Genomic DNA, 22,553 nt, shown 5'->3' with positions numbered 1-22,553 from the left:
ATAACTGGAGTGAAACCGAAATACTACAGGACCGCTCCGCCCAACGCTCTCAGTCCATGCCGGGTTTGCCTAGCTGAGCACCGCAACTACATCGCTTCTGCCACGCATGACAGCCTACTTCATAAGTGCAATCAACCTAGCATAGGCCTGTTATAGACGTTTTTTCTTATGCATCGAGAGGGCTTGGAAGTATCTGCCTACGTACAAGTTCTCGATGACTACCCTTTGGAACCAGAAGGGGATAGCAGGCATCGCATATAGAAAGGGTGTGCTGGTAATGGGGTAGCGTTTCACCATTTCCAAGAAGCGCTCGGGCCAATCTGTTAGCAACCATTGGGCCTGTCGTAGCACGCCGCTTCGGACTCGCAGTGGCAACAGTTCAATCGATACCTTACCCGTCCGAATCGTAAAATTCTCCTGTAATGGGCTCCAGCCCGTTTCAGTATCTATGGCCTGCTGAAGAGCCGCGCTGGCCGAGCGGGCGTTGATAAACTGCTTTACTAATTGGCGTAGCACGACGAAGTAGAGATGCGGATGGAAGACCTGCTCGTTCCATCCTTCGTATAGGATACGCTCCAATTCCCGCTGGTCGGCCAGTACTGGGGCTGGGGCGTGCTCCGTAGGTATCTTAGCTAAATCAAGGCCGCAGTTAAAGCAGTGTGAGATAGGTCTATCGGCCAATTCTGATTTACGGCCCAGCTCCACCCGGAAGAAGGTTACAGGCTGCCCGCAGCCGGGGCACCGGTCTTGCAGGTATACCCCACACCGGGTGCAGGCGTACGAAATTGCCAGTCGCCAATGCGTGCGAAAGTATGGAGTCTCCCCATCCCTTCGTAAACATAACGGGCAAAACAGCAACCCATAGTAGCGCCGCGTGCGGTGATAAATGCCTAGTGGTAACACCCAAGGGGCGATTCTGCCCTGCCCGCTGTGCAGATATAATTGGCCCTCGTAGCGACGCAGGACCGTCTGCTCTACCTTGGCTAGCGGCGTGCCGGTTCGCTGGGTTAGGATGTGCAACATACTCTCCGGTGCGCTACGGTCAAGGTCCGTGTTCCACACGTTGGCACCTGAAAACAACATCTTGCCAAATGTGTGCGTCTTAATCAGGTGGTCGTGGGCCAGGCGAGTCAGCCAGCTGGACAGCAGTTCGTCGGTTTTCGGGTAAGTTGCACATGGGAGGCGGCTGGCTTGGCTCATCACTAGTCTGCCATTAATTTCTCGTAGTTGGATAAGTCGGACCGCGTAGAGTAATCCAATTTCCCAAGCAAGCCCAGGCTGATATATTCCTCTTTCGTATCAACGGCCTGAATGGCGGCCCGCTGTAAAATATTAGTCAGCTCTCCTAGGCTTCCTTCGCTCAGACTCAGAAGCTTGTAAGCCAGTTTTTCCTCGCTCAAGTTAGAGGGCTTCTGCAAGGGGAGCAGGCGTTCGAAGGTCATCAACAGGCGGATATACTCCTCGCCCATCCGCCACCGGGGCAGGCCGATAGGCTCAAACCGACTTGCTAGCTGCTCATCGTGCTGGATGGCGTTGAACGCGGTACCAATGCCTGCGCCGACTAGCGGCAGCATCAGTTCATTGGATAAGTACTTGAGCACGTTCAAGAATTGACGCTGCTTGGTCTGGTTACCGGCCAGCACGTGCTGGATTTCGTCAATGATGAGCAGCCGGGTTTCTAGGCGCCGAAGCGTATTAATAACCTGGCGCTGCTTACGGTCACCCCGGTCGGCAACCCGGTAGGGCGTTCCTGTTATATCAAGCAGCGCGTGGTAAAAGCTACGCTCGTCCGCATCGGGTGGGGCCTGGAGGTAGAGTACCGGGGCGATGAGGTGCCCATCCTCTTCCCGGGTATAAGAGGGGTGAGCAGCCGCAAAGCGTCTGATGATGTGAGTTTTGCCATTGCCGGTATCCCCCACCACGAGTAGGTTAGGCATCCGGTAAGAAGGCGGGTGATGCAACAGGTCGTGCATCTTCTGCCCGATGCGGCGGGCCCGAGCATAGGGGATCCACTTCATTTCCCTAATTTTTCCTTTTCGTTCGGCCACGGGCAGTTCCAGCATGGCGGCTGCCTCTGGAGATAGGTGCGGTAGGCTCATAGGGCGTAAAATCCTGCGTCGTCAAAGGGTTGAAGAGTAGCTGTCGACCAGGAAGGGGGAGTATTCTCAGGTTGACTTAGCGGCTCGACTAGTACAGTTGCCGGGGCTACACTGTCTAGCGGCTCCGTTTTGGTACGCATGAATAGTTCCTCCACAGGTACCTCCTTCAGCATCCGCAGGACGCTGGGAGTCATGGACTGGGTTTTCTTTACTGCCGCTAGTTCTTGCGCCCGCATCCGGTCATAGGCAGCAAAAATGCTATCCTCGTCCACCTGCGCTACTCCCTGCTGCTTGAGTTGCCGAATGGCGGCCCGGTGTTCCCAGATGGAAATGCTGGGGCGGCTGGTGTTACGGTATGGAATCCGGTGATACAGATTGGTACCCGGCTCCAACAGGTACAGGACACTAAGGTCGCGGGGGTCACGCTTGAAGGTGAGCAGTTGCTTGCCTCCGTGCTTGCCACTGCCCGGCGTCCGGCGGTTAACGTAGGAGCGCAGCACATCGGCATAGTAGTACACATGGTCTACCTGTACCCCGTATTGCTGCACCGAGCGCTCGATGGCGGGCATGAAATCCAGCCGGACCTGCCGCTCGTCGTAGTAACGCTCCGGTAAGCCCGTACCCGGCTGGTCAGGCGTACCCAGGATGCCAGCGCGGAAGCGCTCATAGGGAGTCTGGTAGGTCATGCTGTGTACGCGCTTATGATACACCTCGGTAATGTATGTCGTCAGCCACTGCTCGAACTCGCGGAGCGTGAACGCGGCCATTTTCTCCGAATCGTACTCCCCTCGCTGCTGGGGATTAGAAAACGTGGCCCCGGGCAGCGTGTGCACCTTGCGCATTGTATGGCCCATCATCCGCTCGATGTGGCCTCCATAGTGAGGAGTCCGCACGGGTCGGTATTCCAGCCGAATGTCATATTTCTCACAGGCCCGTAGCAGCATGTTTCCCCGAAACTCGCGGGCGTTATCCAAGTGGAGCACGGCGGGCACCCCCCAGCAGGGCCACTCCCCCTCCACCCCCACCTTGGCCAGCCACGTTTCCTTCGGCAGCAGCATATGGGCGATGCACAGACCTGTGCCGATGGCTCCCGGCGGGTCGTAGGATAAGTGGATACCCATTATCATACGCGAGTACGTATCAATGGCCATCGTCAGGTAGGGCTTGCCAAGTGGCTTGCGATACACCTCGTCCACGAGAATGATATCTACCTTGGTGTGGTCCAGCTCCACCAGTTGGAGCGGGTACTCGGCATCGGGTAACTCGCCCTGCTGGGGCCGGTAGCGGTCCTGAGCAGCCTTGTTACCTAATCGCCGGCGCGTCGTCTCCTCCTCTTCTAATTGGTGGATGCGCCGCCGAACCGTCTTCTCCGTCGGTACCTTCAGCTTGGGCTTGGCCTGCTGGCAGAGCCGCCTTACCTCCTCTACTACTTCGTTAGCCGTCTTTTTCTGCCGGGTCAAGTAGTGAGTGGTGATGGCCTCGGTAATAATCGCATTCTGGGCCTCACCCAGCCGGGACTTATCTTTGCCCCCCGAGCGGGGCAAATCGACCAGCGACCGCACAGAACCAGTGTCATCGTAGAGCTTCAACCAGCGATAGATAGTGGACCTGCCCACTTCATTGTCCTGACAGGCCTGGTCGACAAGTGCCAGGTTCCCGCGGTCCGCCAGGATGGGTTGAAGAATGGAAAACCGGTGCTCGGCCTTAGCCCAGGCCTTTTCTGGGATGCTGAATATATCATCCCGTGGCTCAGTCTGCCTGGCCGCCTCGTCAAGTGGCCGTAGGTCAGCCACGGGAATGCGCACGGATTCTCCCGTGGCCTCATACTCACCCAGTACCAGATGCAGGTCGAGCGTGTACCGGATTCGAACAGGCTGCTCGCGGTAGAGATAGCGCTGGCCGGGTTTTGCTTCTATCTTAACCATGACGCGATAAGGATTGGTTATGCAGGCTCCAAAGCGGGCTACTCATCGTAAGCGGCTCTAATAAATTACAGCCCAGTTGGTGGGTACTCACCAGGTGCCACAGCACCGGCAATAGCTCCGCCTGCCGCTCCGGATTTTCGAAGGCTACCAATAGGACCTCGGCCGGGGTTGCACGTCCCAGCTGGGCCAACACTTCTAGCAGTAGTTGTCGGTATTCGGACCGCACGACGAGGGTCGAGGAGCGGAAGCGCAACAAGAACTTGGCATTCTTCAGATACGGGGTTTTTATTTCCGCCTCAGTCCAGATGCTGAACTCCCACCCTTGGGCCTGCGCGTACTGCCGGGCGGCTTGGAAGCGGGCTACGAACTCTTCCTGCTTGGCTACTAGGTCGGCCGCATACTTGACTTCTATTAACTGTGGGGGCTTACCCGCCACATAGCGAGCCAGAAAGTCAGGCGTGTAGCGCCGAGTCTTCCCCTGGTCAACGTAGGAAATGGTAACAGGCTGTTCCACAAATTTCACGACCTGTGGGTTGAACTCTAATAGGCAGCACATATCGCGCTCCAAGGCAGACTCTGCGTGGACAGCTCGCCCATTTTTCTCCGATGGCTGAATAGCCCGCAAAGAGCGAGTGGTAAACTTAAAATTTCGGGCCGGTAGCATAACTGTTCCCACCTACTTGTGCTAAAATACAAACTATTCTTACTCACTTGTGCTAGTTTTCCCAGCTACTTGCGCTAGTTTTCAGCCAAAAACCCTAGCATTTTCCAATTTACTAAGAAAATTGACATGCACGCCTGGAAGTAAGCGTACCCAGGCGTGGTGACAGCCGGCTGCTGGCCGACCAGGCTTTTCGCTTTTAGTAAAAACGGCTTTTCATTTTGAAAATACTATCCTCCCGCTTGGCTTGCTGCCGGGCGGGTTTTTTTATTTATTATTCTGATTAGTAATAGTTTATAAATTAATTGGCAGTGTTCCTGCCGGCTCGGCACTGGTATTGGCAATAGGTACGCATCCCTCACCTACCTGCTTTTACCGACATGGCCATTCTGGATAACCTGGCGAAAGCCGCCAAAGACTTTTTCGTCGAGCCCGGCGACGAAGCCCCGGCAGTAGCTGCGCCGGCCCACGCCGTGCCGCCCGCGGCGCTGCCGGGCACGGCCCTGCCGCTGGCCGACCTGCCGCCCGGCGTGGCGCAGCCCGAGCAGCGCCACCTCGACCACATTGCCCGGCTGCTGGCCGGCGACGGGCGCGACTTTGCGGCCTTCACCAAGATGGTGAAAAGCCTCACGGCCAGCGGCCTCAGCGGGCCGCTGCTCTACCAAACAGCCTTCAACGCCTTCACGGCCATGACGGGCCAGGACCTGCCCACGCTGCTCACCTCGGCCGACGAGCTAACCCAGAAGCTGGCCGACGACCGCGCCAACGTACTCGCCCGCCACCGCGAAAAACTCGGCGAAGCAGCACCCCGGCAAGGTCCGCCCAGCGCCCTGGCCCAGCTGCGCGAGCAGGAAGCCCAGCTGCAAGCCGCCGTGGCCGACCTCAGCCAGCAGCTGGCAGCCAAAAGCCAACAACTCCGCAACACCCAGCAGCAGCTGCACCAGGAGCAGACCAAGGTGCAGGCCGCACTGGCCAGCTACGAGCTGGCCAGTGCGGCGGCCACGGCCGAGCTGCAGGCTCATCAGCAAGCCACTAAGTCCTTTTTAATCAACTAGCTAAAACGCTTTCTACGCATGAAAACCTTGCTTTCATCGAACCTCAACCCGACCCTGCCCAAGTGGCAGCAGCCCGAAAAGGTAGCCGGTTGGGTGGTGCTGGGCGGCGCGGCCGCCGCCGGCGTGTACTACTGGGGCCAGATTGTGCCCTACCTCGTTGACATTGTGTTCAATAGCGTAAAGCTGGGCATTGGACTCGGGGCGCTGTTCGTGCTGTTTTTGCTGGGCACGAATAAGCGCATTCAAACCGGGCTCTGGTACGCCGGGCAGCGGATTCTGCGCACGGCGGCGGGCATTTTCGTCAACACCGACCCCATCGGCATCATGGAGGACTACATCTCGAACACCGAGAAGGAGGCCCGGCAGATGGAGACGGAAGTTGGCCGCATCGAAGGAGCGCATGAGCTGGTAAAGCGCAAGCTGGCCGCCAACGACGCCCAGATGAAAGAGTACCTGGCCCTGGCCGACTCGGCCACCCGCCAGGGCGAAAAGGACGCCGCCGAAGCCTACGCCAGCCGCGCCGCCCAGATTCTGGATTACAACCAGCGCCTGCAGCCCATGGCGACGACGACGGCCAACGTGAGCGTAGTGATGCGTCAGATTCTGAAAGCTGCCCTGCGCCAGATTGACGGCAGCAAGTTCAAAGTGGGCCTGCTGAAAGACGAATACGAGCTGGTGAAACGCACCAGCTCGGGCATGCGCGCCGCCATGAATATCCTGCGCGGCGACCCCGACAAGAAGTATTTCTTCGACCTCGCCACCGACCGCGTGGCCCAGGATATGGCCCAGCAATTGGGCCAGATTAAGCAGGCCATGCGCTACTCGCAGGAGTTCGTGAAGGAGATGGACATCCAGAACGGCGTGATGAGCGAGAAGGGCCAGCGCCTGCTCGACCGCTACCAGAAAGGTGACTTCAACGCCCTGATGGACAACGACAAAAAACCCGCTTCTACCTCCGTAGCCGCCACTAAACAACGCTCCGATGATGCCTATTCTAGCCTGCTTGATTAGTGGCTGCCTGGTGCTGCTGCTGCTAGCGGCGCTGCTGTAGCGCGGACTCTGCGAGTCCGCGCGTCGCGTCGCCTACTTCCTTTTTCTTCAACCTTTTACTTACTCGCGGACTCACAGAGTCCACGCTACTTGCCATGACAACTCGCGGTAAAATCGTGCTATTCGCACTCTTTCTGGCCCTCGCTTACTTTGGATTTAACAAGCTGATTGCCAGCGGCAGATTCTTCAAAAAAGCCGATACCCAATCGGTACTCCTCAGCTCCATCGAGCTGCCGGCGGCCCCCAGCGGCAGCCGCGCCACGCTGGTGGTGCCGCTGGCCCCGCTGCCCGGCACCGCCCCCGCCGAAAACGGCACGCCCGTAGTGTGGGAAGTGATGGCCTGGAACTCCCAGATGGCTGGCATGCTCGCCAACGGCGGCCCCCGCACCACCATGGGCTCGGCCCTGGCCGCCAACAAGGTCGATATGCAGATTGTGCGCCAGGACGACGTATCGAAGATGCAGGCCGACCTGGTGAAAAATGCCCTCGACCTGCAAAGCAATCCCAGCACGCCGGGCCTGATTGTGAGCATCATGGGCGACGGCCTGCCGGCCTTCTCGGCCGTGCAGAGCCAGCTGCAAAAGGCGGGTACGCAGCTCCAGGTCATTCCCTACTCGGTGGGTAAAAGCTTTGGCGAAGACAAATTGATGGGGCCGAAGGAATGGCTCGATAACCCCAAGGCCGCGCTGGGCAAAACCATCGCCTGCTACCTGCGCGACGGCGACCACAACATTGCCCTGAAATGGTGCGCCGACAACGGACTGAAAGTGAACCCCGACGAAACGACCTACGACCCGGAGGCAGTAAACTTCATGGCTGCCAGCGACTTCCTGGCAGCCGCCGAAAAGTACATCGTGGGCAAGCCCGAGTCGCGCACCAAGGTGGTAAGCGGCCACAGCACCGGCGTAAAAGTGGACGTGGTGGCCGACGCCGTCGCCACCTGGACGCCCGGCGACGTGAACATCGCCAAGCAAAAAGGCGGCCTGGTGAACATCGTGAGCACCAAAGACTACTCGAACCAGATGCCCAACATCATGGTGACGACCAAGCGCTGGTACGACGCCCACCAGCCCGCCGTGCTGAGCCTGATGACGGCCTTCGCCGTGGCCGGCGACCAGGTGAAATCGCACCCCGAAGCCCTGACCCGCGCCGCCGACGTCTCGGCGCAGGTGTACGGCGACCAGGACAAGCCCGGCGCCTACTGGCTCAAGTACTACAAAGGCACCAGCGAGGCCGACCGCACCGGCCAGGTGGTGGAGCTGGGCGGCAGTAAGGCCTTCAACTTCAACGATAACCTGACGCTGTTTGGCCTAGACAACGGCGGCACCAATATCTACGCGGCCGTATATAAGACCTTCGGCGACGTGCAAAGCAAGCTTTACCCCAAGGAAATGCCCAGCTACGTGCCGCTGACCCAGATGCTCGACCTGAGTCTGCTGCGCAAGCTGCAAGCCCAGTACAAGGGCAAGACCCTCGCCCCGGCCGAAACCCAGTCTTTTGCCGCCGACGATGAAATTCGCCGCAGCGTGAGCAAGCGCGCCTGGAACATCGAGTTTAACACCGGCCAGAGCACCTTCACCCCCGCTGCCCAACGCGAATTGAGCCAGCTCTTCGACGACCTCGTGGTGGCCGGCCGCCTCAAAGTGGCCGTACACGGCTACACCGACAACACCGGCAACGCCGATAAGAACCAGCAGCTCTCCGAGGCCCGCGCCGAGGCCGTGGCCCACTGGCTCGAAGCCAAGAGCGCCAGCGCTTTCCCGCAGGGCCGCGTGCAGGTGTACGCCCACGGCGCCGCCGAGCCGGTAGCCCCCAACACCACCGAGGCCGGCAAAGCCCAGAACCGCCGCGTGGAAGTAGTGCTGGGCAACTAAGCAGTAGCGTGGACTCTGCGAGTCCACGCCACACCCCGCCATGAGCCCTCTCTTCATTCCCAATGCCCACCCGCGCCGCGCTACCCTGGCCGCCTTGGTGGCCGGCCAGGTGCTGGCCCTGCTGGCGCTGTGGCTGTTCTACCCGCTCCAGCTTTTCCCGAGCCTCGGTGATGTTTTTCGGGCCCTCGGCGACCTCATCACCAGCCAGGGCTTGTTGCAGGAGCTGTGGGCCAGCCTGCTCACGGCCTTCCAGGCGCTGGGTATTGCGACGGTGCTGGCGCTGTTTATTTCGTATCTCACGGCGCTGCCGTTTTTCCGGCCACTGGCGTTTGCGGCTTCCAAGCTGCGCTACCTTACGCTTACGGGGCTCACGTTTTTTATGGCGCTGCTACTTAGCTCGGGCCATCAGGTCAAGCTTTCGGTGCTGGTGTTCGGGGCCACGGTGTACCTCGTCACGGGCATGACACGCGTCATCCTGGGCACCACGCAGGAGGAGCTGGACCACGCCCGCACCCTGGGCCTGGGCGAGTGGGGCAGCTTCTGGCAGGTAGTGGTGCGTGGCAAGCTGGCCGACATGCTCGAAGTCGTGCGCCAGAATTTCGCCATTATCTGGACCCTGATAACGCTCGTGGAAACCCTCTACCAATCGGAAGGAGGTATCGGTCTTTTGCTATATAAACAAAACCGCTACCTGCACCTCGATGGCGTGGTAGCTATTCAGCTGGTCATTCTGGCCGTGGGCGTGGCGCAGGATTATGGCTTCGAGGCAGTAAAGAAGGTATTTTTTCCTTACGCCGAGCTGGGTAAAATGTAGCGTGGACTCTGCGAGTCCGCGCGTGGGAACGCCGGTGAGTCGTTCGGCCATCGGCCTACGCGCGGACTCGCAGAGTCCACGCTACAAGGGGGTCACGTATGTGTAGGGCCACTGCTGCCAATCCGTTACCAGACCAGCTTTTACCGGGTTCTCCGCTACGTAGGCCATAATACGCGCCAGCTCTCCCTGGCGTACTACGTGGTCGTAGCTCTCGGCTTGCCAGAAAGCCCCCGTGCGCCCCAGGAGCTTATTCGCCTGGGTGGCCGTGTAGCCCTTCAGGCGCTGCAAGGTTTTCACCAAAGCCGGCGCGCCAATGGGAAGCACCGCAACCAGGTGTACATGGTTGGGCATTAGGCAGTAGCCGAGCAGGTCGTAGCCTTTACCATCAAGGTAATGCAGCGACTGTCTTACCAGAGCAGCTACTTCGGGCTGCGCCAGCCAGACCGGGCCGCAGTCGGCCCTGGCCAGCTGCACATCAAAACGGCCGAAATACCGCTTCTGCGCTTCGTAGCGCTGGTCAGGACTCAGCTCCAAACGATTTCGCTTCAGCTCGTCTTCCTCGCGCCACTGCGCCAGTAATTGCCGAGGCAATGAGCCCGCCAGCCGAAAGGTGAGAAAAACAGCCTTGCCCGGCGGTAAACGGTGGGGCAGGCGACGCTCATACTGAATCAAATCGGGCATGCCCGCAATATACCAATGTAGCGTGGAATTTGCGAGTCCGCCCGTGGGAACGACGGTATCAGCTCACCTTTATCCACCTACGCGCGGACTCTGCGAGTCCACGCTACTGCCCATGTAGCGTAGACTCTGCGAGTCCGCGCGAGTGAACGACTATCTTCTCCCCTCTCACTACTTACCTACGCGCGGACCCTCAGAGTCCACGCTACCATCTGCCATGACCGCTCTTCCCCACTCCTACAAAGACCCGCTGCTCACGCTGCAAGATGTGTCGATGCGCTTCGGCTCCGAAGTCATTCTGCGCGACCTCAACGTGCAGGTGCTCGATGTTATCCGCCCCGGCGTGTGCCAGGGGCAGGTGGTGGGCATCTACGGGCGCTCGGGCATCGGCAAGTCGGTGCTGTGCCGGCTGCTGGCGGGGCTGGCCACGCCCAGCACCGGCACCGTGCGGGTGGGCGAAGCCCAGCAGCCCGTGCAGGCCGGCGCCGTAGGCTACGTGCAGCAGCGCTACCCGCTCTTCAACCACCTCACGCTGCTCGACAACCTGCTGCTGGCCGCCCGCCGCAAGCACGCCTCCGCCGAGGCCCAGGCCCGCACCGACGCCTACCTGAGCCGCTTCGGGCTGGCCGCCCACGCCCGCAAGTACCCGGCCCACCTCTCGGGCGGGCAGCGCCAGCGGGCGGCCATCGCGCAGCAGCTACTCTGCTCCGACCACCTCATCCTGCTCGATGAGCCCTTTTCAGGCCTCGACGTGGCCATGATTGACGAGGTCAAAAAAATCATCATCGAAGTCACCACAATGGACGAGCTGAACACCGTGCTCATCGTCTCGCACGACATTGCCACCACCACGGCCCTCGCCGACCGCCTCTGGCTGCTCGCCCCCGAGCGCAACCCAACCACCGGCCAGCTGCTGCCCGGCGCCACCATCAGCCCCCGCCACCAGTACAACCTGGCCCAGCTCGGCCTGGCCTGGCACCCCGACGTGGAAGCCGAACCCGAATTCGCCCAGTTTGTGGAGGGGATAAAGGCGGAGATTCGGGGGAGTTAGAATAACTTGCGAAGCAATGAGAACCCAACTGTAAACGAACACAACCTTATCACAATCAAATCACAAAAACATGTCATCAAATTTTATCGACTTCTTAGCAGCTGTAGGTTCAATACTTTCAGCAATAGTGGCTATTGCCGCTTTATATTACTCATATTACCAATTTAAAAATTCTTTAGCTTATGCTAATGCCCAGGCAGACTCTCAAAATAGTGTTAAGAAATATGAGGTCAAACGCGACTATCAAAATACTATTTTGGATTGGTTTGCTGAAACCACAAAAATCTTATTAGAACTGCGTTTCCTTCTGATGAGTGGAACAAAAGAGTACCAAGAGAAAAAAACTTGCTTGCTTGCCGACTTATCCACCCAGATAGAATTAGGCAGGCTGTTCTTTCCAAATATTGACAAGCATGATGGGTTTGGATTAGAAAAACCAAAAGCGTTTCAGGGATACCGAAATTTGACACTTGACTTCTTAGTTTTTAGCTTCAATATTTTCCTAAACGAAGATGCACGTCAATTTGAGAACCATTTAGTTAGGCTTCAGCGTGAGTTCACTTCTATTATTTGTGAAATACTTGACCCAAAGGAATTTTTAAATGAAACTGAAAGACATTCAGGCAGATACTTCTCTGGAAACCTAAGTTACGAGGAGTTTTTGGATAAAGACCCTAATAATATCGACCTCTTCTTTCCAAGGCGGCCTAAATAGTTTTCCCTAATTTAATTCGAATTAATAATTTTCATGCCCACCGGAACCCTGCTCCTCATCGACGACGAAGCGCGCTTGCGCCAGCTGCTGGCCCAGGTGCTGGAGCTGGAAGGCTACGTGGTGCTGCAAGCCCCCGACGCCTACCGGGGCCTGGCGCTGCTGGCCGAGCACGCCGCCGAGGTGCTGGTGGTGCTCTCCGACGTGAAGCTGCCCGACGGCCACGGCGTGGAGCTGCTGCCGCGCTTCCGGGCGCTGGCTCCTTTGGCTGAGGTGGTGTTGCTCACGGCCTTCGGCACCATCCCCGACGGAGTGAAGGCCATGAAGCTCGGGGCTTTTGACTACCTCACCAAGGGCGATTTTGAGCAGCAGCTGGTAGTGGTAGTGGAGCGCGCCGCCGAAAAGGCCCGGCTCCAGCGCCGCGTGCACGAACTGGAAAAGCGCGTGGGTCAGCGCCACAGCTTCGAGAGCATGATTGGCGAGGCGCCGGCCCTGCGCCGCGCCCAGCACCTGGCCCGGCAGGTGGCGCCCACCGACTCGACGGTATTGCTCGAAGGCCCCACTGGCGCGGGCAAGGAGCTGTTTGCTCAGGCGCTGCACGAGGCCAGCGGGCGCCGGAGCAAGCCGTTTGTGGCCGTCAATTGCAGCGCCTTCCCCAAGGATTTGCTCGAATCGGAGCTGTTTGGCTACAAGAAAGGCGCTTTCACCGGGGCGCTTACCGATAAGAAAGGGCTGCTGGAAGAAGCCAGCGGCGGCACGCTGTTTCTGGACGAAATCGGCGAGCTGGAGCTGAACGTGCAGGCCAAGTTCCTGCGGGTGCTGGAGATGCAGCAGTTTACCAAGCTCGGCGATACCAAGCCCACGAGCGTGAACGTGCGCCTGGTGGCCGCCACCAACCGCAACCTCAAGCAGGAGGCTGCCGAAGGGCGCTTCCGGCCCGACTTGTACTACCGGCTCTCGGTGTTCACTATCCTGGTGCCTTCCCTGAAGGAGCGCGCCTCCGACGTGCCGCTGCTGGCCGGTTTTTTTCTGCAGCACTTCGCGGCCCGGCTGGCCAAGCGCCTGCCCGGCCTGGCCCCCGATACCGTGGCTGCGCTGCAAGCCTACGCCTGGCCCGGCAATGTGCGCGAGCTGAAAAACGTGCTGGAGCGCGCCGCCATCCTGGCCCCGGCCGGCGAGCTGCTGGCGCTGGAGTATTTGCCCGAAGAATTCCAGACTGGTGCCCACCCGGTTTTCTCTACTGACGACGAAAGCCTGCGCGCGCTGGAGGCGCGCCACATCAAGCGGCTCATGGGCGACTTGCAGGGCAGCAAGCCGGAAGTGGCCAGGAAGCTGGGCATTGGCCTGACGACATTATATAGGAAATTACAGGAATACGGATTGGAGGAGTAATTCACTTTTCGTATTCAAATAGTAAGTTACGAAAGTGTAAACGAACACCCTGCTGGCTCCGCTGCTGGCGCGAGTTTAGCGCAGCGTAACTCGCGCCAGGTTTTCGGGGGTGGCTGTGCCTCCCATAGAACGAGCTAACCAAACGACCCGAGCGGCGCGGTCCCGCCTTGCCGCTAACGCGGCAGTGGAGGTGCAACCTCCACAAGAGAAAAGGCACGAGTTACGGCTGCGCCTAAACTCGCGCCAGTAGCGGCCAGCCCCGCTGCACCTTTGTTTTAGTATCTGAACCCATGTCTCTAAAAACTCAAATCCGTCTGGGGGTATGCCTGATGCTGGCGCTGCTGCTAGGGCTGGGCTCCTACGTGCTGCTCACCATCGCGCGGCTTGAAACCGAGACGCCCAGCGTGCAGCTAACCAATGCCCTGGCCGCGCAGCACGCGGTATGGCTGTTCCTGTTCATTAGCAGCGCCCTGGGTATTGTGCTGATGGTGAGGCTGCCGCGGCTGGTAGTGCGCCCGCTGCACCGCCTCACCGCCGATGTGGAGCGCGTGGCGGCGCCCGGCCCGGTTACGCGCGTGGCCGTGACCCGCAACAACGAAATCGGCAGCGTAGCGGCGGCCGTCAACCGGGTGCTGCGCCAGGCCGAAGATGAGCGCCGCGCCACCCTGGCCGAGCTGATAACCCAGCGCAACCGCACCGACAGCCTCGTGCGTGGCCTCGACGAAGGCTTGCTGCTCATTGACCAGCACGGCCTTATCGTATTAGCCAACCCCGTGGCGTGCCTGCTGCTGGGTCAGCCGGCCAAAGAATTGCTCGGCCAGCCCGCCGCCGCCGTAGCCCGCCACAACGAGATGCTGCGCGAGTGGCTGCACGCCCTCGATAAGCCGGCCGCACCGCCCGCCGACTCTGCCAGCAACCCGGAAGCTAACCGGCCGGCCGGCCCAGTATATACGGTGCGGCCCCACGGCGAAAACCTGCATTACCAGCTCACGGTGAGCCCCGTAACGGAAGTTAATGAGCAGCTGCAACAGGCGGTGCCGGCCGGGCATGTATTCTGCTTGCGCGATGTTTCGGCATTTAAAAACCTCGACCAGGTGAAGTCGGAGTTTCTGGCGACCATCTCGCACGAGTTGAAAACGCCGCTCTCCAGCATCAACCTCAGCCTGATGCTGCTGCAAGACGAGCGCCTAGAGGCGGCCCGACGGCAGGAAATAGCGGGCGGCATTCGCAGCGAAACCCAGCGGCTGCTGGGCATGGTGGGCCAGCTTATCGAAGTGGCGCGGCTCGATGCGGGCCGGGGCATCAAGCTGACCCTGGGGCCGGTGCCGCTACCCGAAGTAGTGCGCTACGCCACCGACATCGTGCGCGCCCAGCTTACCGACAAGGCTCTGCGCCTGTCGCTGAAGCTGGCCGAGCCGCTGCCCGCCGCCCTGGCCGACGTAGAAAAAACTACCTGGGTGCTTATCAACCTCTTATCTAATGCTATTCGCTACTCGCCGCACGGCGCGGGGCTTACCATCCGGGCCGTACCCTGGGGCGAGATGGTGCAGCTGAGCGTGGAAGACGAAGGACCCGGCATCTCGAAGGAATACCACCAGCGTATTTTTCAGCGCTTCGGCGGGGTGCCGGGGGCGGCGCAGGTGCGCGGCGGCTCGGGCCTGGGGCTGAGTATTTCGCGCGAGTTTATTACGGCGCAGGGCGGGCAGCTGTGGGTCGAGAGCCAGCCGGGGGCCGGCAGCTGCTTCACTTTTACGCTACCTGCTGCGAATTAAAATCGCGGTGCGCCTGGCCCAGCCGGCTGTGCTGGCACTGCGAGAGCCAGGCCGTCAGGGCCCCTTCCTCCGCGAAAAACCCTATCTGGCTACTACCCGCGCCGGGGCCGCCGAGCTCCGCCAGCAGCGTCGGCGTGAGCAGATAGCCCAGGCATACGGGCCCATTCAGCTGCTGAGTAGCCCGCTCCAGAAACTCGGTGGTGAGCCAGCGCTGGGTAGCCTCGTCGGGGGCGTTGCGGCTGCGAATGTCGATTTGCCAGAACGAGCAGCCCACTTCCTGCGCCAGCTGCAGCGTGGCGCGGTAGCCCTGCCGCAGCTCGGCCGCCGACACCGGCCGCCGCCAGCGCGCCACCAGCAGCTGCACATCGGGGCGGTAGCGCAGCTCCAGAAAATCGACCTCCGGCTGAGGGCGGGCAAGCGTGGGCTCGGCGTTCATGGGCAATACGTGAAGGGTGAGGACCGACAGGCGGTGCGTGGGTTTCGACTGCAAAGCTGGCCGGTAGTTTAGCCTGAATCAGCCTTTGTTCGCCCGGTAGCGCCACTTTCCAGACCAACCGGGCGTTTTCTTCGGGCACCTTGCGTTACATATAATTTTTACTATGTATTGCAGCGTGAGCGCTGGGTTAAGAAACCCTGCCCCGCCCCTCTTATCGCTTACTTTGCCTTCATGATTTGCCGCCTGCTACGCCTGCTTCTTGTGCTTTCCCTTCCCGCTGCCGCCCTGGCCCAGCCCGCCGCCGAGGCCGCCCGCTACCCGCTCAGCCAGTACCCTTTTTACCAGGGCCCCGACCTGGGGCTGACCTTCGACCGTCTCGGGCAGGGTACGCTGCGGGTGTGGGCGCCTACCGCCGACGCGCTGCGCCTGCGCCTCTATGCAAGCAGCGCGGGCGGCGGGCCCACCGCCATCTACCCGCTGCAACGCAGCACCAGCGGCACCTGGACCCTGAGCCTGCCGCCCGGCACCACCGGCTTTTACACCGTGCAGGCCACCATCGCGGGCCAGCCGCGGGCCGAAGTGCCCGACCCCTACGCCCGCGCAGTGGGCGTGAACGGCCATCGCGGGGCCTGGCTCGACCCGGCCACTGCCGCCCCCGTGGGCTGGGACGACGACCGTCGCCCGCGCCTGCCCGCTACTACCGACATACTGGTGGGTGAGGTAAGCGTGCGCGACCTGTCGGCCGACCCGCAGTCGGGCATCGTGCACAAAGGCCAGTACCTGGGCCTCACCGAAACCGGCACCGCCGGGCCGCAGGGCGTGAGCACCGGCTTGCAGCACTTGCAGGAACTGGGTATCACGCACGTGCATTTGTTGCCAGTCAACGATTTTGCGGCCATCGACGAAAGCCGGCCGCCCTCGCCCGACCGCTACAGCTGGGGCTACGACCCGCTCAATTACTTCGTGCCCGAAGGCTCTTACGCCACCAACGCGCTCGACCCGGCCGTGCGCATCCGCGAGTTCCGGCAGGTAGTCCAGACGCTGCACCAGCACAATTTGCACGTGGTGGTTGATGTGGTGTTCAACCACGTGGCCGACGCGGGCAGCAGCGCGTTTGAGCAGCTGGTGCCGGGTTATTATTTCCGCCACACGCCCGATGGTAAGCTCTCTAACGCTACGGCCTGCGGCAACGAAATCGCCTCCGAGCGGCCTATGGTGCGCAAGCTTATTGTGGATGCCGTGAGCCACTGGGCCCGCGCCTACCACGTCGATGGCTTCCGCTTCGACCTAATGGGCGTGCTCGACCTCGAAACCATGCGGGCCGTGCGCGTAGCCCTCGACCAGCAGGACCACCGTATTTTCGTATACGGCGAAGGCTGGGCGGCCGGGGCCAGTCCGCTCCCCGAAGCCCAGCGCGCCGTAAAGGCCAATATTGGCCGGCTCGACCGCATCGCGGCCTTCGGCGACGAGCTGCGCGACGGCGTGAAGGGCCACTACGCCCACCAGGCCGAAGCGGGCTTCGTGGGCGGGCAGCCCGGCCTGGAAGAGAGCGTAAAATTTGGTATCGTGGCCGCGACCCAACACCCGCAAATCGACTATAGCAAAGTTAATTACAGCCACGCGCCCTGGGCCGGTCAGCCCGGCCAGGCGATTAACTACGTGGCCTGCCACGACGACCGCGTGCTGTGGGATAAATTAAAAATCGCCAACCCAACCGCTCCTGAAGCGGAGCTGATTCGCCTGGATGCCTTGTGCAATACCATCGTGTTCACTTCACAGGGCGTGCCGTTTTTACCCGTTGGCGACGACTTTCTGCGCACCAAAAAAGGCTCTTCCAACTCCTATAATCTGCCCGACAGCGTCAATCAGCTCGACTGGGGCCGCAAGGCAAAGTATAGAGAAGTGGCCGAGTTCTACCGCCAGCTGCTGGCACTGCGCAAGGCGCACCCGGCCTTCCGCCTGCCTACGCAGGAGCAGATTACCCAGCACCTGGTGTTTTTGCCCGGCCTGCCGCCCGGCACCATCGGCTACCAGCTGAAAGACCACGCGGGCGGCGACGCCTGGCAGACCATCACGGTGCTGTTTAATGGCCGGCGCCAGCCGGCAGCCGTGCCCGTGCCGGCCGGCAGCTACAAAGTGGTGCTGCGCGGGCTGGAAATCAGGCAAAGCGGGCTGGAAACGCTGCGCGTAGGCGCCAGCGGGGTGGCGCTGCCGGGCAGCACCGCCTTGCTACTGGTGCAATAGTCAACGGGTGGCGGCTACGGTACTTGTACTAACGGCACCTTCCTGCGCGCTTACCCAGGCCATAATCGCCTGAATATCTGCCTTCGACAGCTGCGGGAAAGCCGGCATCTGCTGCCGGGCATTGTCCTCGAAAAGCTTAACGGCATACTCGTCGCCGCTGGCAATGACCTTGCTGGAATTATGCACCCACGCCACCACCCACCCCACGCTGCGGCGCCTGCTGATGCCGCCCAGGGCCGGGCCCACTACTTTGTCGTTCACGGCGTGGCACTGGGCGCAGTTGTTTTTGAAAAGCGCATCGCCGGCCGCAACCGCCGCTGCGTCGGCGGGCGGCGCGGGCTGGTAAGCTACCGTCGGCGTAGTGTGGTTGCCGGGCCGGGCAGCCGCCGGTCCTTCACCGGCAGGCAGCATTTGCTCGGCAATGGCGTCCTCGACGGGGGCCAGGCTCACCAGCCCCGCCGCACTCAGCGTTAAAAACCCAATTAGCAACACGATAAGGCCCATTGCCAGGGAAAGCACGAAGGCAGCCGGGTTGGTACGCATGGCAGCAGTTAGGTAAGTACATCATAGAGTGTACCTACATAACTCGGCAGCCAGGATTTTGCTTACTGAAAATTCATTTTTCGGCGACTATTTTCACGCCGGGCCAACCTGCTGCTAGCGCACCTGTCGCCCTTTCCAGCGGTAGCCGTGGCCACGCTGCCCGGCCAGGCCCACGGCCAGGCTATAGGGCGCATACAGCAGCTGCAAGGGCAACAGCCAGGCCAGCCAGCGCCGCCGCTTCAGCAAGCCCAGCACCGGCCAGAGCAGCCAGGCATCTGCTCCCAGCTTCAGCAGCCAGCCAGCTGCCACCCAGGGTCGAAGCAGAGGGAAGAACCAGCCGAAGACCAGTCCCAGCGCCAGGCTGAGATTGGCAGTGAGCACAAGCAGCGCCAGCTGGCGCGGGGCGGCCGGGCGGTAGTGCGGCCACTTGCTGGCCCAGCGCACGCGCTGCCACAGCAGGGCCCGCAGCGTGGCCGGCGCGGGCGTATCGACCAAAGCCGCCGCATCGGCCAGAAAGCGAACCCCGGCCGGGTAGCGCTGGTGAATTTTATGCAGCAAAAACTCATCGTCGCCGCTGGCCAGCCCCTGGTTGTCGGCGTAGCCGCCTACTTCGTGAAAGGTAGCGCGCCGAAAAGCCAGGTTGGCCCCGTTGCACATGGTGGGCCGGCCCCGCCCGATGCAGCCCGCCCCCACCCCAATGAGCCCGGCAAACTCCAGCCCCAGCAGGCCATCAAACCAGGCCCCGCCCGGCGTGAGCCGCACCGGCCCGCTGATAAAATGAAGCGGCTGCCGGGCTGGCTCCCGGCTTTCGATAACGGCTGCGTAGGCTTGCAGCCAGCCGGGCGCGGGGCAGCAGTCGGCATCGGTGCACACCACCCAGGCGGTGCGGGCCTGCGCCTCGGCGGCAGCCAGCGCCGCTTTCTTGCCCGTGAGGCCGGGTGGCAGCTTGATGAGACGTAAGGCAAACGCAGCCTGCGCCGCTGCGGCCGCCACCAGCGCCGCCATGCCGTCGGTAGAGTGGTCGTCGGCAATAAGGACTTCGAACAGGTGCGGCGGCAGCGTCTGGCGCTGCAAGGCGAGCAGCAGCTGCGGCAGCGCAACGGCTTCGTTGCGAGCCGCAATGAGTACGGTAAGCAAGGGCGCGGCAGCTGGCTCGCGCTCCCGGATGACGGGCCGAAAAGCAGCCGGCAAGCCGGGCACAGCCGCACTACTGAAAATGCCCCCCCGCAGCCAGCTTAGTACAGCTGCGTATAGGAGCGGCCCCAGCAGCAAGGTTATGCCCGGCACTACCATTATCAGCGGCTTTTTCGCTCGCGCAGCACCCGCAGGCCGGGCAGCAGCAGCAGCCCCAGGGCGCTCGGCAGCGCAATATTAATGACCCACAGGCTGAGGCTGGCGCTCAGTACCGGCAGCACCGGCTGGCCCAGCAGCCCAAATAAGTGCGTGGCCGACAGCTCACGCACGCCCACATCGGCCAACGCGTTGAGGGAGGGTACCAGCGACTTAAACAAAAACGTGCCCGCCACCGCCGCCACTGCCGGCCCCAGCGGCGTGCGCACACCGTAGGCATAAAGCAGCAGCAAAAATTGCCCGCAGAACAGAACATATCGAATAAAAGATATTAACAGCACCGCGTGCAGCTCGCCCGCCGTATAGGTTGGCATCACGGCCAGGTAGCGCCGGAAGCGGCGCAGCGGCTTAAGCAGCGCCAGGGCTGCCAGCAGCAGCCGAGAGCGGTAGAGCGGCAGCAGCGCCGCGGCCCCAACCAGTGCAGCGGCCACCGCTACGCCCACTTGCGCGGCGGGGTAGCCGCCCAGGTAAAATGCCAGCAGAAAGTACAGCAGCCCCGCGCCACCCGCCAGCACCGTAGCCACAAACTGGGCATAACGGCCCAAAAACACCGCCCCCACGGCTTCGAGCCGCCGCCGGGCGTGCAGCTCCAGGATGCGGGCGGCGTAGTCGCCCACCCGGTTGGGCGTGGCAAAGCCCAGGGTAAGGCCCAGCAGCACCGCCCGAAAGCTGCGCCCAAACGAGTGCCCCGGCTCCAGGTGCTGCGCCAGGCGCTGCCACTTCCAGGCTTCCAGGCCCCAGTTGAAGGGCACCAGCGCAAGGGCGGCCAGCACGGGGCCGCGCCCCCGCCCGCTAAGCGTAGAAGCCAGCAGCTGCCGCCAGGCCGCCGCCGTATCGGGCGCGGCAACTACCGAGTGGTACAGCAGCCCCAGGGTAAGCAGCGTGAGGCCGATTTTGCCCAGCCGCACCCACCCTGCAGCGCGGCGCGGCGGTTTCGGGGGCATTGGGGCGTAACTTTGGGCTAGATGGCCGTTTCCCGCACCTTGCCCCCCCCTACTCCCGCGCAGCGGCTCCCGCCGGCCGAGAAGGTCATCATGGGCATCGACCCCGGCACCCAGATTATGGGCTACGCCGTTATTGAGGTGCGCGGGCAGCGCATTGATGTGCTGCAATACGACGTTATCAACCTGAAGGCCCTGGGTTCGAATCACGCCGTAAAGCTAAAGCGGATTTTCACCCGTATGCTCGAGCTCATTGATGAGTTTTTGCCCGATGAGCTGGCCATCGAGGCACCCTTCTACGGCGTTAATGTGCAGAGTATGCTCAAGCTGGGGCGGGCTCAGGGCGTGGCCATTGCCGCCTGCCTCTCGCGCGATATACCCTTTGTTGAATATGCCCCGACGAAAGTAAAACAGGCCGTAACCGGCTCAGGCTCGGCCGATAAGGAGCAGGTGGCCCGCATGCTGCGCCAGACGCTGACCCTGCCGCCCATCGAAGAAGCGCCGAAGTTTCTGGACGCCACCGATGCGCTGGCCGTGGCCCTGTGCCACCACTATCAGCAGGGCAACAACGCGAAGGCCGGCAGCAAGAGCTGGGGTAAATTTCTGGAAGACAACCCCGGCCGCACCCTGGCCGCCACCACGGCCCGCAAGCCCGTCGGCAGCCGCGCAAAATAAAATGTGGCCAGCCCCCGGATTTTTTTTCGTCTGGCAGGAGGCTACGTTCACACACAGAATCAGCTAGTCCGGATAATTAACAGTGCCGGCTTTCGGGCGACTAGTACATTTGTACAAGTCAACTTTTTCTGCCTTTGGTGCAACCTGTTGCCCCAAGCTTCGTTAGCCGCTCTATTATGAATAATCACTATACTATCCGCCTTTACGTAGCAGCTCTGCTCGCACTTCCGCTGCTGGCAGCCATACCGGGAACGGCCGCTGCTCACCCTTTTACTACCAACGGGCCAGCTGCCAGGCAGCCCCATGCGATAGTTGCGCCCGCTCCTGCCTCGTGCTCGTGCTGCGCACCTGCTGCACCGGCGGCCAAAAAGCCGGCAGCCCCCAAGAGCACCGCCAGCCTGGCCACCCCAGCCGCTGCGCCGCCCGTTGCGGAGGCCCTGGCTCCGCAAACCGTACAGCTTAAAGGCATCGTGCTGAAGGCCGACGGCCAGCCCTGCGCCGGGGCCAGCGTGTACCCGGCAGGTGCTCCACGCCAGCTCGTGGTAACCGATGCGAAAGGCACCTTTACCCTACCAGTGCCGGCCAGCATGCCCGTCTCGCTGCGGGTCGAGTATTTTGGCGAAGGCAGCAGCCGGGTAGAAGTTCCCGCTAAGGCCGCTACCGAGCCGCTGCACATCACGCTCGGCCAATAAGCTGCGTTGTCTGTATCGTACCGGGTGGCTTATAAAAGCCAAAACCTCCTTTCAGTACCCGAGAGGAGGTTTTTTTATTATCCGCTGGTGATGAATGGGGGCCGCACTGCCTGGGCGCGCGTCGGCAGCTATCCGGCTAGCAGAGCCTGCTGTCCGCATACTAGCGGCTTGGCTGCCCAGGGCACCCGCTACTTTTATAACACTACATCTAGCCCCAGCCGCTTTCCGGAACCCTATCCTTTCTGCTGCTATAACAAACTTTCCGGCTGCTAACCGGGCCCGCCTAGCCGGTGCGTAAGCTACGCAGCGCGCCGCCTTTACGAACCGGCCCGCGGCCCCAATCACCCAACGTATTCGGGCGATTGGGGCCGCTAAGCTACGTGTAGCTCCGCCCCGGGCAGATAGCCTGGGACGGCTTTCCGGCTACCACTTTCCGAATGAGGGCAGCGCGGACCTGAGAATCGGCGCCTGCATGGCTAACGGAAGTGCGTTTGCTATTTATAAGGTAATCCAACGACGCCAGTTTGTTGTTTAGAGTCGGGCAGCTTGCTTGCCGCTATACGCAGCTTATTTTCGTCTTTTCACTACT

Annotated in this window: 20 protein-coding genes; 11 read left to right on the top strand and 9 right to left on the bottom strand. The window is 61.2% G+C overall.

What is annotated here, in order from left to right:
• Positions 1-150 precede the first annotated feature (150 nt).
• The 4 genes from F6X24_RS19455 to F6X24_RS09995 form a co-directional block, all read right to left on the bottom strand.
• The gene (locus F6X24_RS19455) at positions 151-1,200 is read right to left on the bottom strand and encodes a TniQ family protein (RefSeq protein WP_151087860.1); all 1,050 of its coding nucleotides are present in this window, start codon (positions 1,198-1,200) and stop codon (positions 151-153) included.
• A gap of 2 nt (positions 1,201-1,202) precedes the next feature.
• Positions 1,203-2,018 carry a TniB family NTP-binding protein gene (locus tag F6X24_RS10005; RefSeq protein ID WP_191906278.1) on the bottom strand — a complete coding sequence of 272 codons (816 nt, stop codon included), beginning with the start codon at positions 2,016-2,018 and terminating at the stop codon, positions 1,203-1,205.
• A gap of 77 nt (positions 2,019-2,095) precedes the next feature.
• Complete coding sequence (locus F6X24_RS10000) at positions 2,096-4,024, bottom strand: helix-turn-helix domain-containing protein (protein ID WP_151087858.1); 1,929 nt, start codon at positions 4,022-4,024, stop codon at positions 2,096-2,098.
• On the bottom strand, positions 4,017-4,538 hold the full coding sequence (locus F6X24_RS09995; RefSeq protein WP_191906277.1) for a TnsA endonuclease N-terminal domain-containing protein: 522 nt from the start codon (positions 4,536-4,538) through the stop codon (positions 4,017-4,019). Before F6X24_RS09995 ends, F6X24_RS10000 begins: the two co-directional genes overlap by 8 nt.
• 527 nt (positions 4,539-5,065) lie before the next feature.
• On the opposite strand from F6X24_RS09995, the gene F6X24_RS09990 reads away from it, so the two are divergent.
• From F6X24_RS09990 to F6X24_RS09975, 4 genes are all read left to right on the top strand, one after another.
• Positions 5,066-5,740 (top strand): hypothetical protein, encoded by a 675-nt coding sequence (locus F6X24_RS09990; protein ID WP_151087856.1) that lies wholly within the window; start codon positions 5,066-5,068, stop codon positions 5,738-5,740.
• 18 nt (positions 5,741-5,758) lie between these two features.
• Positions 5,759-6,751 carry a hypothetical protein gene (locus tag F6X24_RS09985; RefSeq protein ID WP_151087855.1) on the top strand — a complete coding sequence of 331 codons (993 nt, stop codon included), beginning with the start codon at positions 5,759-5,761 and terminating at the stop codon, positions 6,749-6,751.
• Positions 6,752-6,885: 134 nt separating this feature from the next.
• Positions 6,886-8,664, top strand: a complete 1,779-nt coding sequence (locus F6X24_RS09980) for an OmpA family protein (protein WP_151087854.1) — start codon at positions 6,886-6,888, stop codon at positions 8,662-8,664.
• A 40-nt stretch (positions 8,665-8,704) separates the two neighbouring features.
• Positions 8,705-9,478 carry an ABC transporter permease gene (locus F6X24_RS09975; protein ID WP_151087853.1) on the top strand — a complete coding sequence of 258 codons (774 nt, stop codon included), beginning with the start codon at positions 8,705-8,707 and terminating at the stop codon, positions 9,476-9,478.
• An 81-nt stretch (positions 9,479-9,559) separates the two neighbouring features.
• On the opposite strand, the gene F6X24_RS09970 is transcribed toward F6X24_RS09975, so the two are convergent.
• Positions 9,560-10,159: a transposase gene (locus F6X24_RS09970; RefSeq protein ID WP_151087852.1), complete on the bottom strand. Its 600-nt coding sequence runs from the start codon at positions 10,157-10,159 to the stop codon at positions 9,560-9,562.
• 214 nt (positions 10,160-10,373) lie between these two features.
• Here F6X24_RS09970 and F6X24_RS09965 point away from each other — a divergent pair, with 214 nt between their 5' ends.
• The 4 genes from F6X24_RS09965 (at position 10,374) to F6X24_RS09950 (ending at position 15,083) form a co-directional block, all read left to right on the top strand.
• A complete protein-coding gene (locus tag F6X24_RS09965; protein ID WP_151087851.1) occupies positions 10,374-11,207 on the top strand; it encodes an ATP-binding cassette domain-containing protein in 834 nt (277 codons plus the stop codon).
• Positions 11,208-11,277: 70 nt separating this feature from the next.
• Positions 11,278-11,922: a hypothetical protein gene (locus F6X24_RS09960; protein WP_151087850.1), complete on the top strand. Its 645-nt coding sequence runs from the start codon at positions 11,278-11,280 to the stop codon at positions 11,920-11,922.
• Positions 11,923-11,955: 33 nt separating this feature from the next.
• Positions 11,956-13,311: a sigma-54-dependent transcriptional regulator gene (locus tag F6X24_RS09955; protein WP_151087849.1), complete on the top strand. Its 1,356-nt coding sequence runs from the start codon at positions 11,956-11,958 to the stop codon at positions 13,309-13,311.
• Positions 13,312-13,601: 290 nt separating this feature from the next.
• Positions 13,602-15,083 (top strand): sensor histidine kinase, encoded by a 1,482-nt coding sequence (locus F6X24_RS09950; protein ID WP_151087848.1) that lies wholly within the window; start codon positions 13,602-13,604, stop codon positions 15,081-15,083.
• Here the strand turns inward: F6X24_RS09950 and F6X24_RS09945 are convergent.
• Positions 15,061-15,573 carry a hypothetical protein gene (locus F6X24_RS09945; RefSeq protein ID WP_151087847.1) on the bottom strand — a complete coding sequence of 171 codons (513 nt, stop codon included), beginning with the start codon at positions 15,571-15,573 and terminating at the stop codon, positions 15,061-15,063. The two genes, F6X24_RS09950 and F6X24_RS09945, sit on opposite strands and share 23 nt — an antisense overlap.
• Before the next feature lie 207 nt (positions 15,574-15,780).
• On the opposite strand from F6X24_RS09945, the gene pulA reads away from it, so the two are divergent.
• Entirely contained in the window at positions 15,781-17,763 is a 1,983-nt protein-coding gene (gene pulA, locus F6X24_RS09940) for a type I pullulanase (protein ID WP_229725017.1), read from the top strand.
• Here pulA and F6X24_RS09935 read toward each other — a convergent pair whose 3' ends face one another.
• The 3 genes from F6X24_RS09935 to F6X24_RS09925 form a co-directional block, all read right to left on the bottom strand.
• Positions 17,764-18,306: a c-type cytochrome gene (locus tag F6X24_RS09935; RefSeq protein ID WP_229725015.1), complete on the bottom strand. Its 543-nt coding sequence runs from the start codon at positions 18,304-18,306 to the stop codon at positions 17,764-17,766.
• Positions 18,307-18,420: 114 nt separating this feature from the next.
• Positions 18,421-19,506, bottom strand: a complete 1,086-nt coding sequence (locus F6X24_RS09930; RefSeq protein WP_191906276.1) for a glycosyltransferase — start codon at positions 19,504-19,506, stop codon at positions 18,421-18,423.
• A 95-nt stretch (positions 19,507-19,601) separates the two neighbouring features.
• On the bottom strand, positions 19,602-20,600 hold the full coding sequence (locus F6X24_RS09925; RefSeq protein ID WP_151087844.1) for a lysylphosphatidylglycerol synthase transmembrane domain-containing protein: 999 nt from the start codon (positions 20,598-20,600) through the stop codon (positions 19,602-19,604).
• A gap of 21 nt (positions 20,601-20,621) precedes the next feature.
• Here F6X24_RS09925 and ruvC point away from each other — a divergent pair, with 21 nt between their 5' ends.
• Together ruvC and F6X24_RS09915 are read left to right on the top strand one after the other, a co-directional pair.
• Positions 20,622-21,272 (top strand): crossover junction endodeoxyribonuclease RuvC, encoded by a 651-nt coding sequence (gene ruvC / locus F6X24_RS09920; RefSeq protein WP_151087843.1) that lies wholly within the window; start codon positions 20,622-20,624, stop codon positions 21,270-21,272.
• A gap of 176 nt (positions 21,273-21,448) precedes the next feature.
• Positions 21,449-21,964, top strand: a complete 516-nt coding sequence (locus F6X24_RS09915) for a carboxypeptidase-like regulatory domain-containing protein (protein ID WP_151087842.1) — start codon at positions 21,449-21,451, stop codon at positions 21,962-21,964.
• The last annotated feature ends 589 nt before the right edge of the window (positions 21,965-22,553 follow it).

The organism is Hymenobacter baengnokdamensis, from assembly GCF_008728635.1.
GTDB lineage: Bacteria > Bacteroidota > Bacteroidia > Cytophagales > Hymenobacteraceae > Hymenobacter > Hymenobacter baengnokdamensis.
This window is presented reverse-complemented; position numbering and strand designations above follow the sequence as displayed.

Bases quoted from the DNA above. Each gene is read 5' to 3' on its own strand.
- F6X24_RS19455 (WP_151087860.1), bottom strand. From the start codon at position 1,200: ATGAGCCAAGCCAGCCGCCTCCCATGTGCAACTTACCCGAAAACCGAC.
- F6X24_RS10005 (WP_191906278.1), bottom strand. From the start codon at position 2,018: ATGAAGTGGATCCCCTATGCTCGGGCCCGCCGCATCGGGCAGAAGATG.
- F6X24_RS10000 (WP_151087858.1), bottom strand. From the start codon at position 4,024: ATGGTTAAGATAGAAGCAAAACCCGGCCAGCGCTATCTCTACCGCGAG.
- F6X24_RS09990 (WP_151087856.1), top strand. From the start codon at position 5,066: ATGGCCATTCTGGATAACCTGGCGAAAGCCGCCAAAGACTTTTTCGTC.
- F6X24_RS09985 (WP_151087855.1), top strand. From the start codon at position 5,759: ATGAAAACCTTGCTTTCATCGAACCTCAACCCGACCCTGCCCAAGTGG.
- F6X24_RS09980 (WP_151087854.1), top strand. From the start codon at position 6,886: ATGACAACTCGCGGTAAAATCGTGCTATTCGCACTCTTTCTGGCCCTC.
- F6X24_RS09975 (WP_151087853.1), top strand. From the start codon at position 8,705: ATGAGCCCTCTCTTCATTCCCAATGCCCACCCGCGCCGCGCTACCCTG.
- F6X24_RS09970 (WP_151087852.1), bottom strand. From the start codon at position 10,159: ATGCCCGATTTGATTCAGTATGAGCGTCGCCTGCCCCACCGTTTACCG.
- F6X24_RS09965 (WP_151087851.1), top strand. From the start codon at position 10,374: ATGACCGCTCTTCCCCACTCCTACAAAGACCCGCTGCTCACGCTGCAA.
- F6X24_RS09960 (WP_151087850.1), top strand. From the start codon at position 11,278: ATGTCATCAAATTTTATCGACTTCTTAGCAGCTGTAGGTTCAATACTT.
- F6X24_RS09955 (WP_151087849.1), top strand. From the start codon at position 11,956: ATGCCCACCGGAACCCTGCTCCTCATCGACGACGAAGCGCGCTTGCGC.
- F6X24_RS09950 (WP_151087848.1), top strand. From the start codon at position 13,602: ATGTCTCTAAAAACTCAAATCCGTCTGGGGGTATGCCTGATGCTGGCG.
- F6X24_RS09935 (WP_229725015.1), bottom strand. From the start codon at position 18,306: ATGCGTACCAACCCGGCTGCCTTCGTGCTTTCCCTGGCAATGGGCCTT.
- F6X24_RS09925 (WP_151087844.1), bottom strand. From the start codon at position 20,600: ATGCCCCCGAAACCGCCGCGCCGCGCTGCAGGGTGGGTGCGGCTGGGC.
- ruvC (WP_151087843.1), top strand. From the start codon at position 20,622: ATGGCCGTTTCCCGCACCTTGCCCCCCCCTACTCCCGCGCAGCGGCTC.
- F6X24_RS09915 (WP_151087842.1), top strand. From the start codon at position 21,449: ATGAATAATCACTATACTATCCGCCTTTACGTAGCAGCTCTGCTCGCA.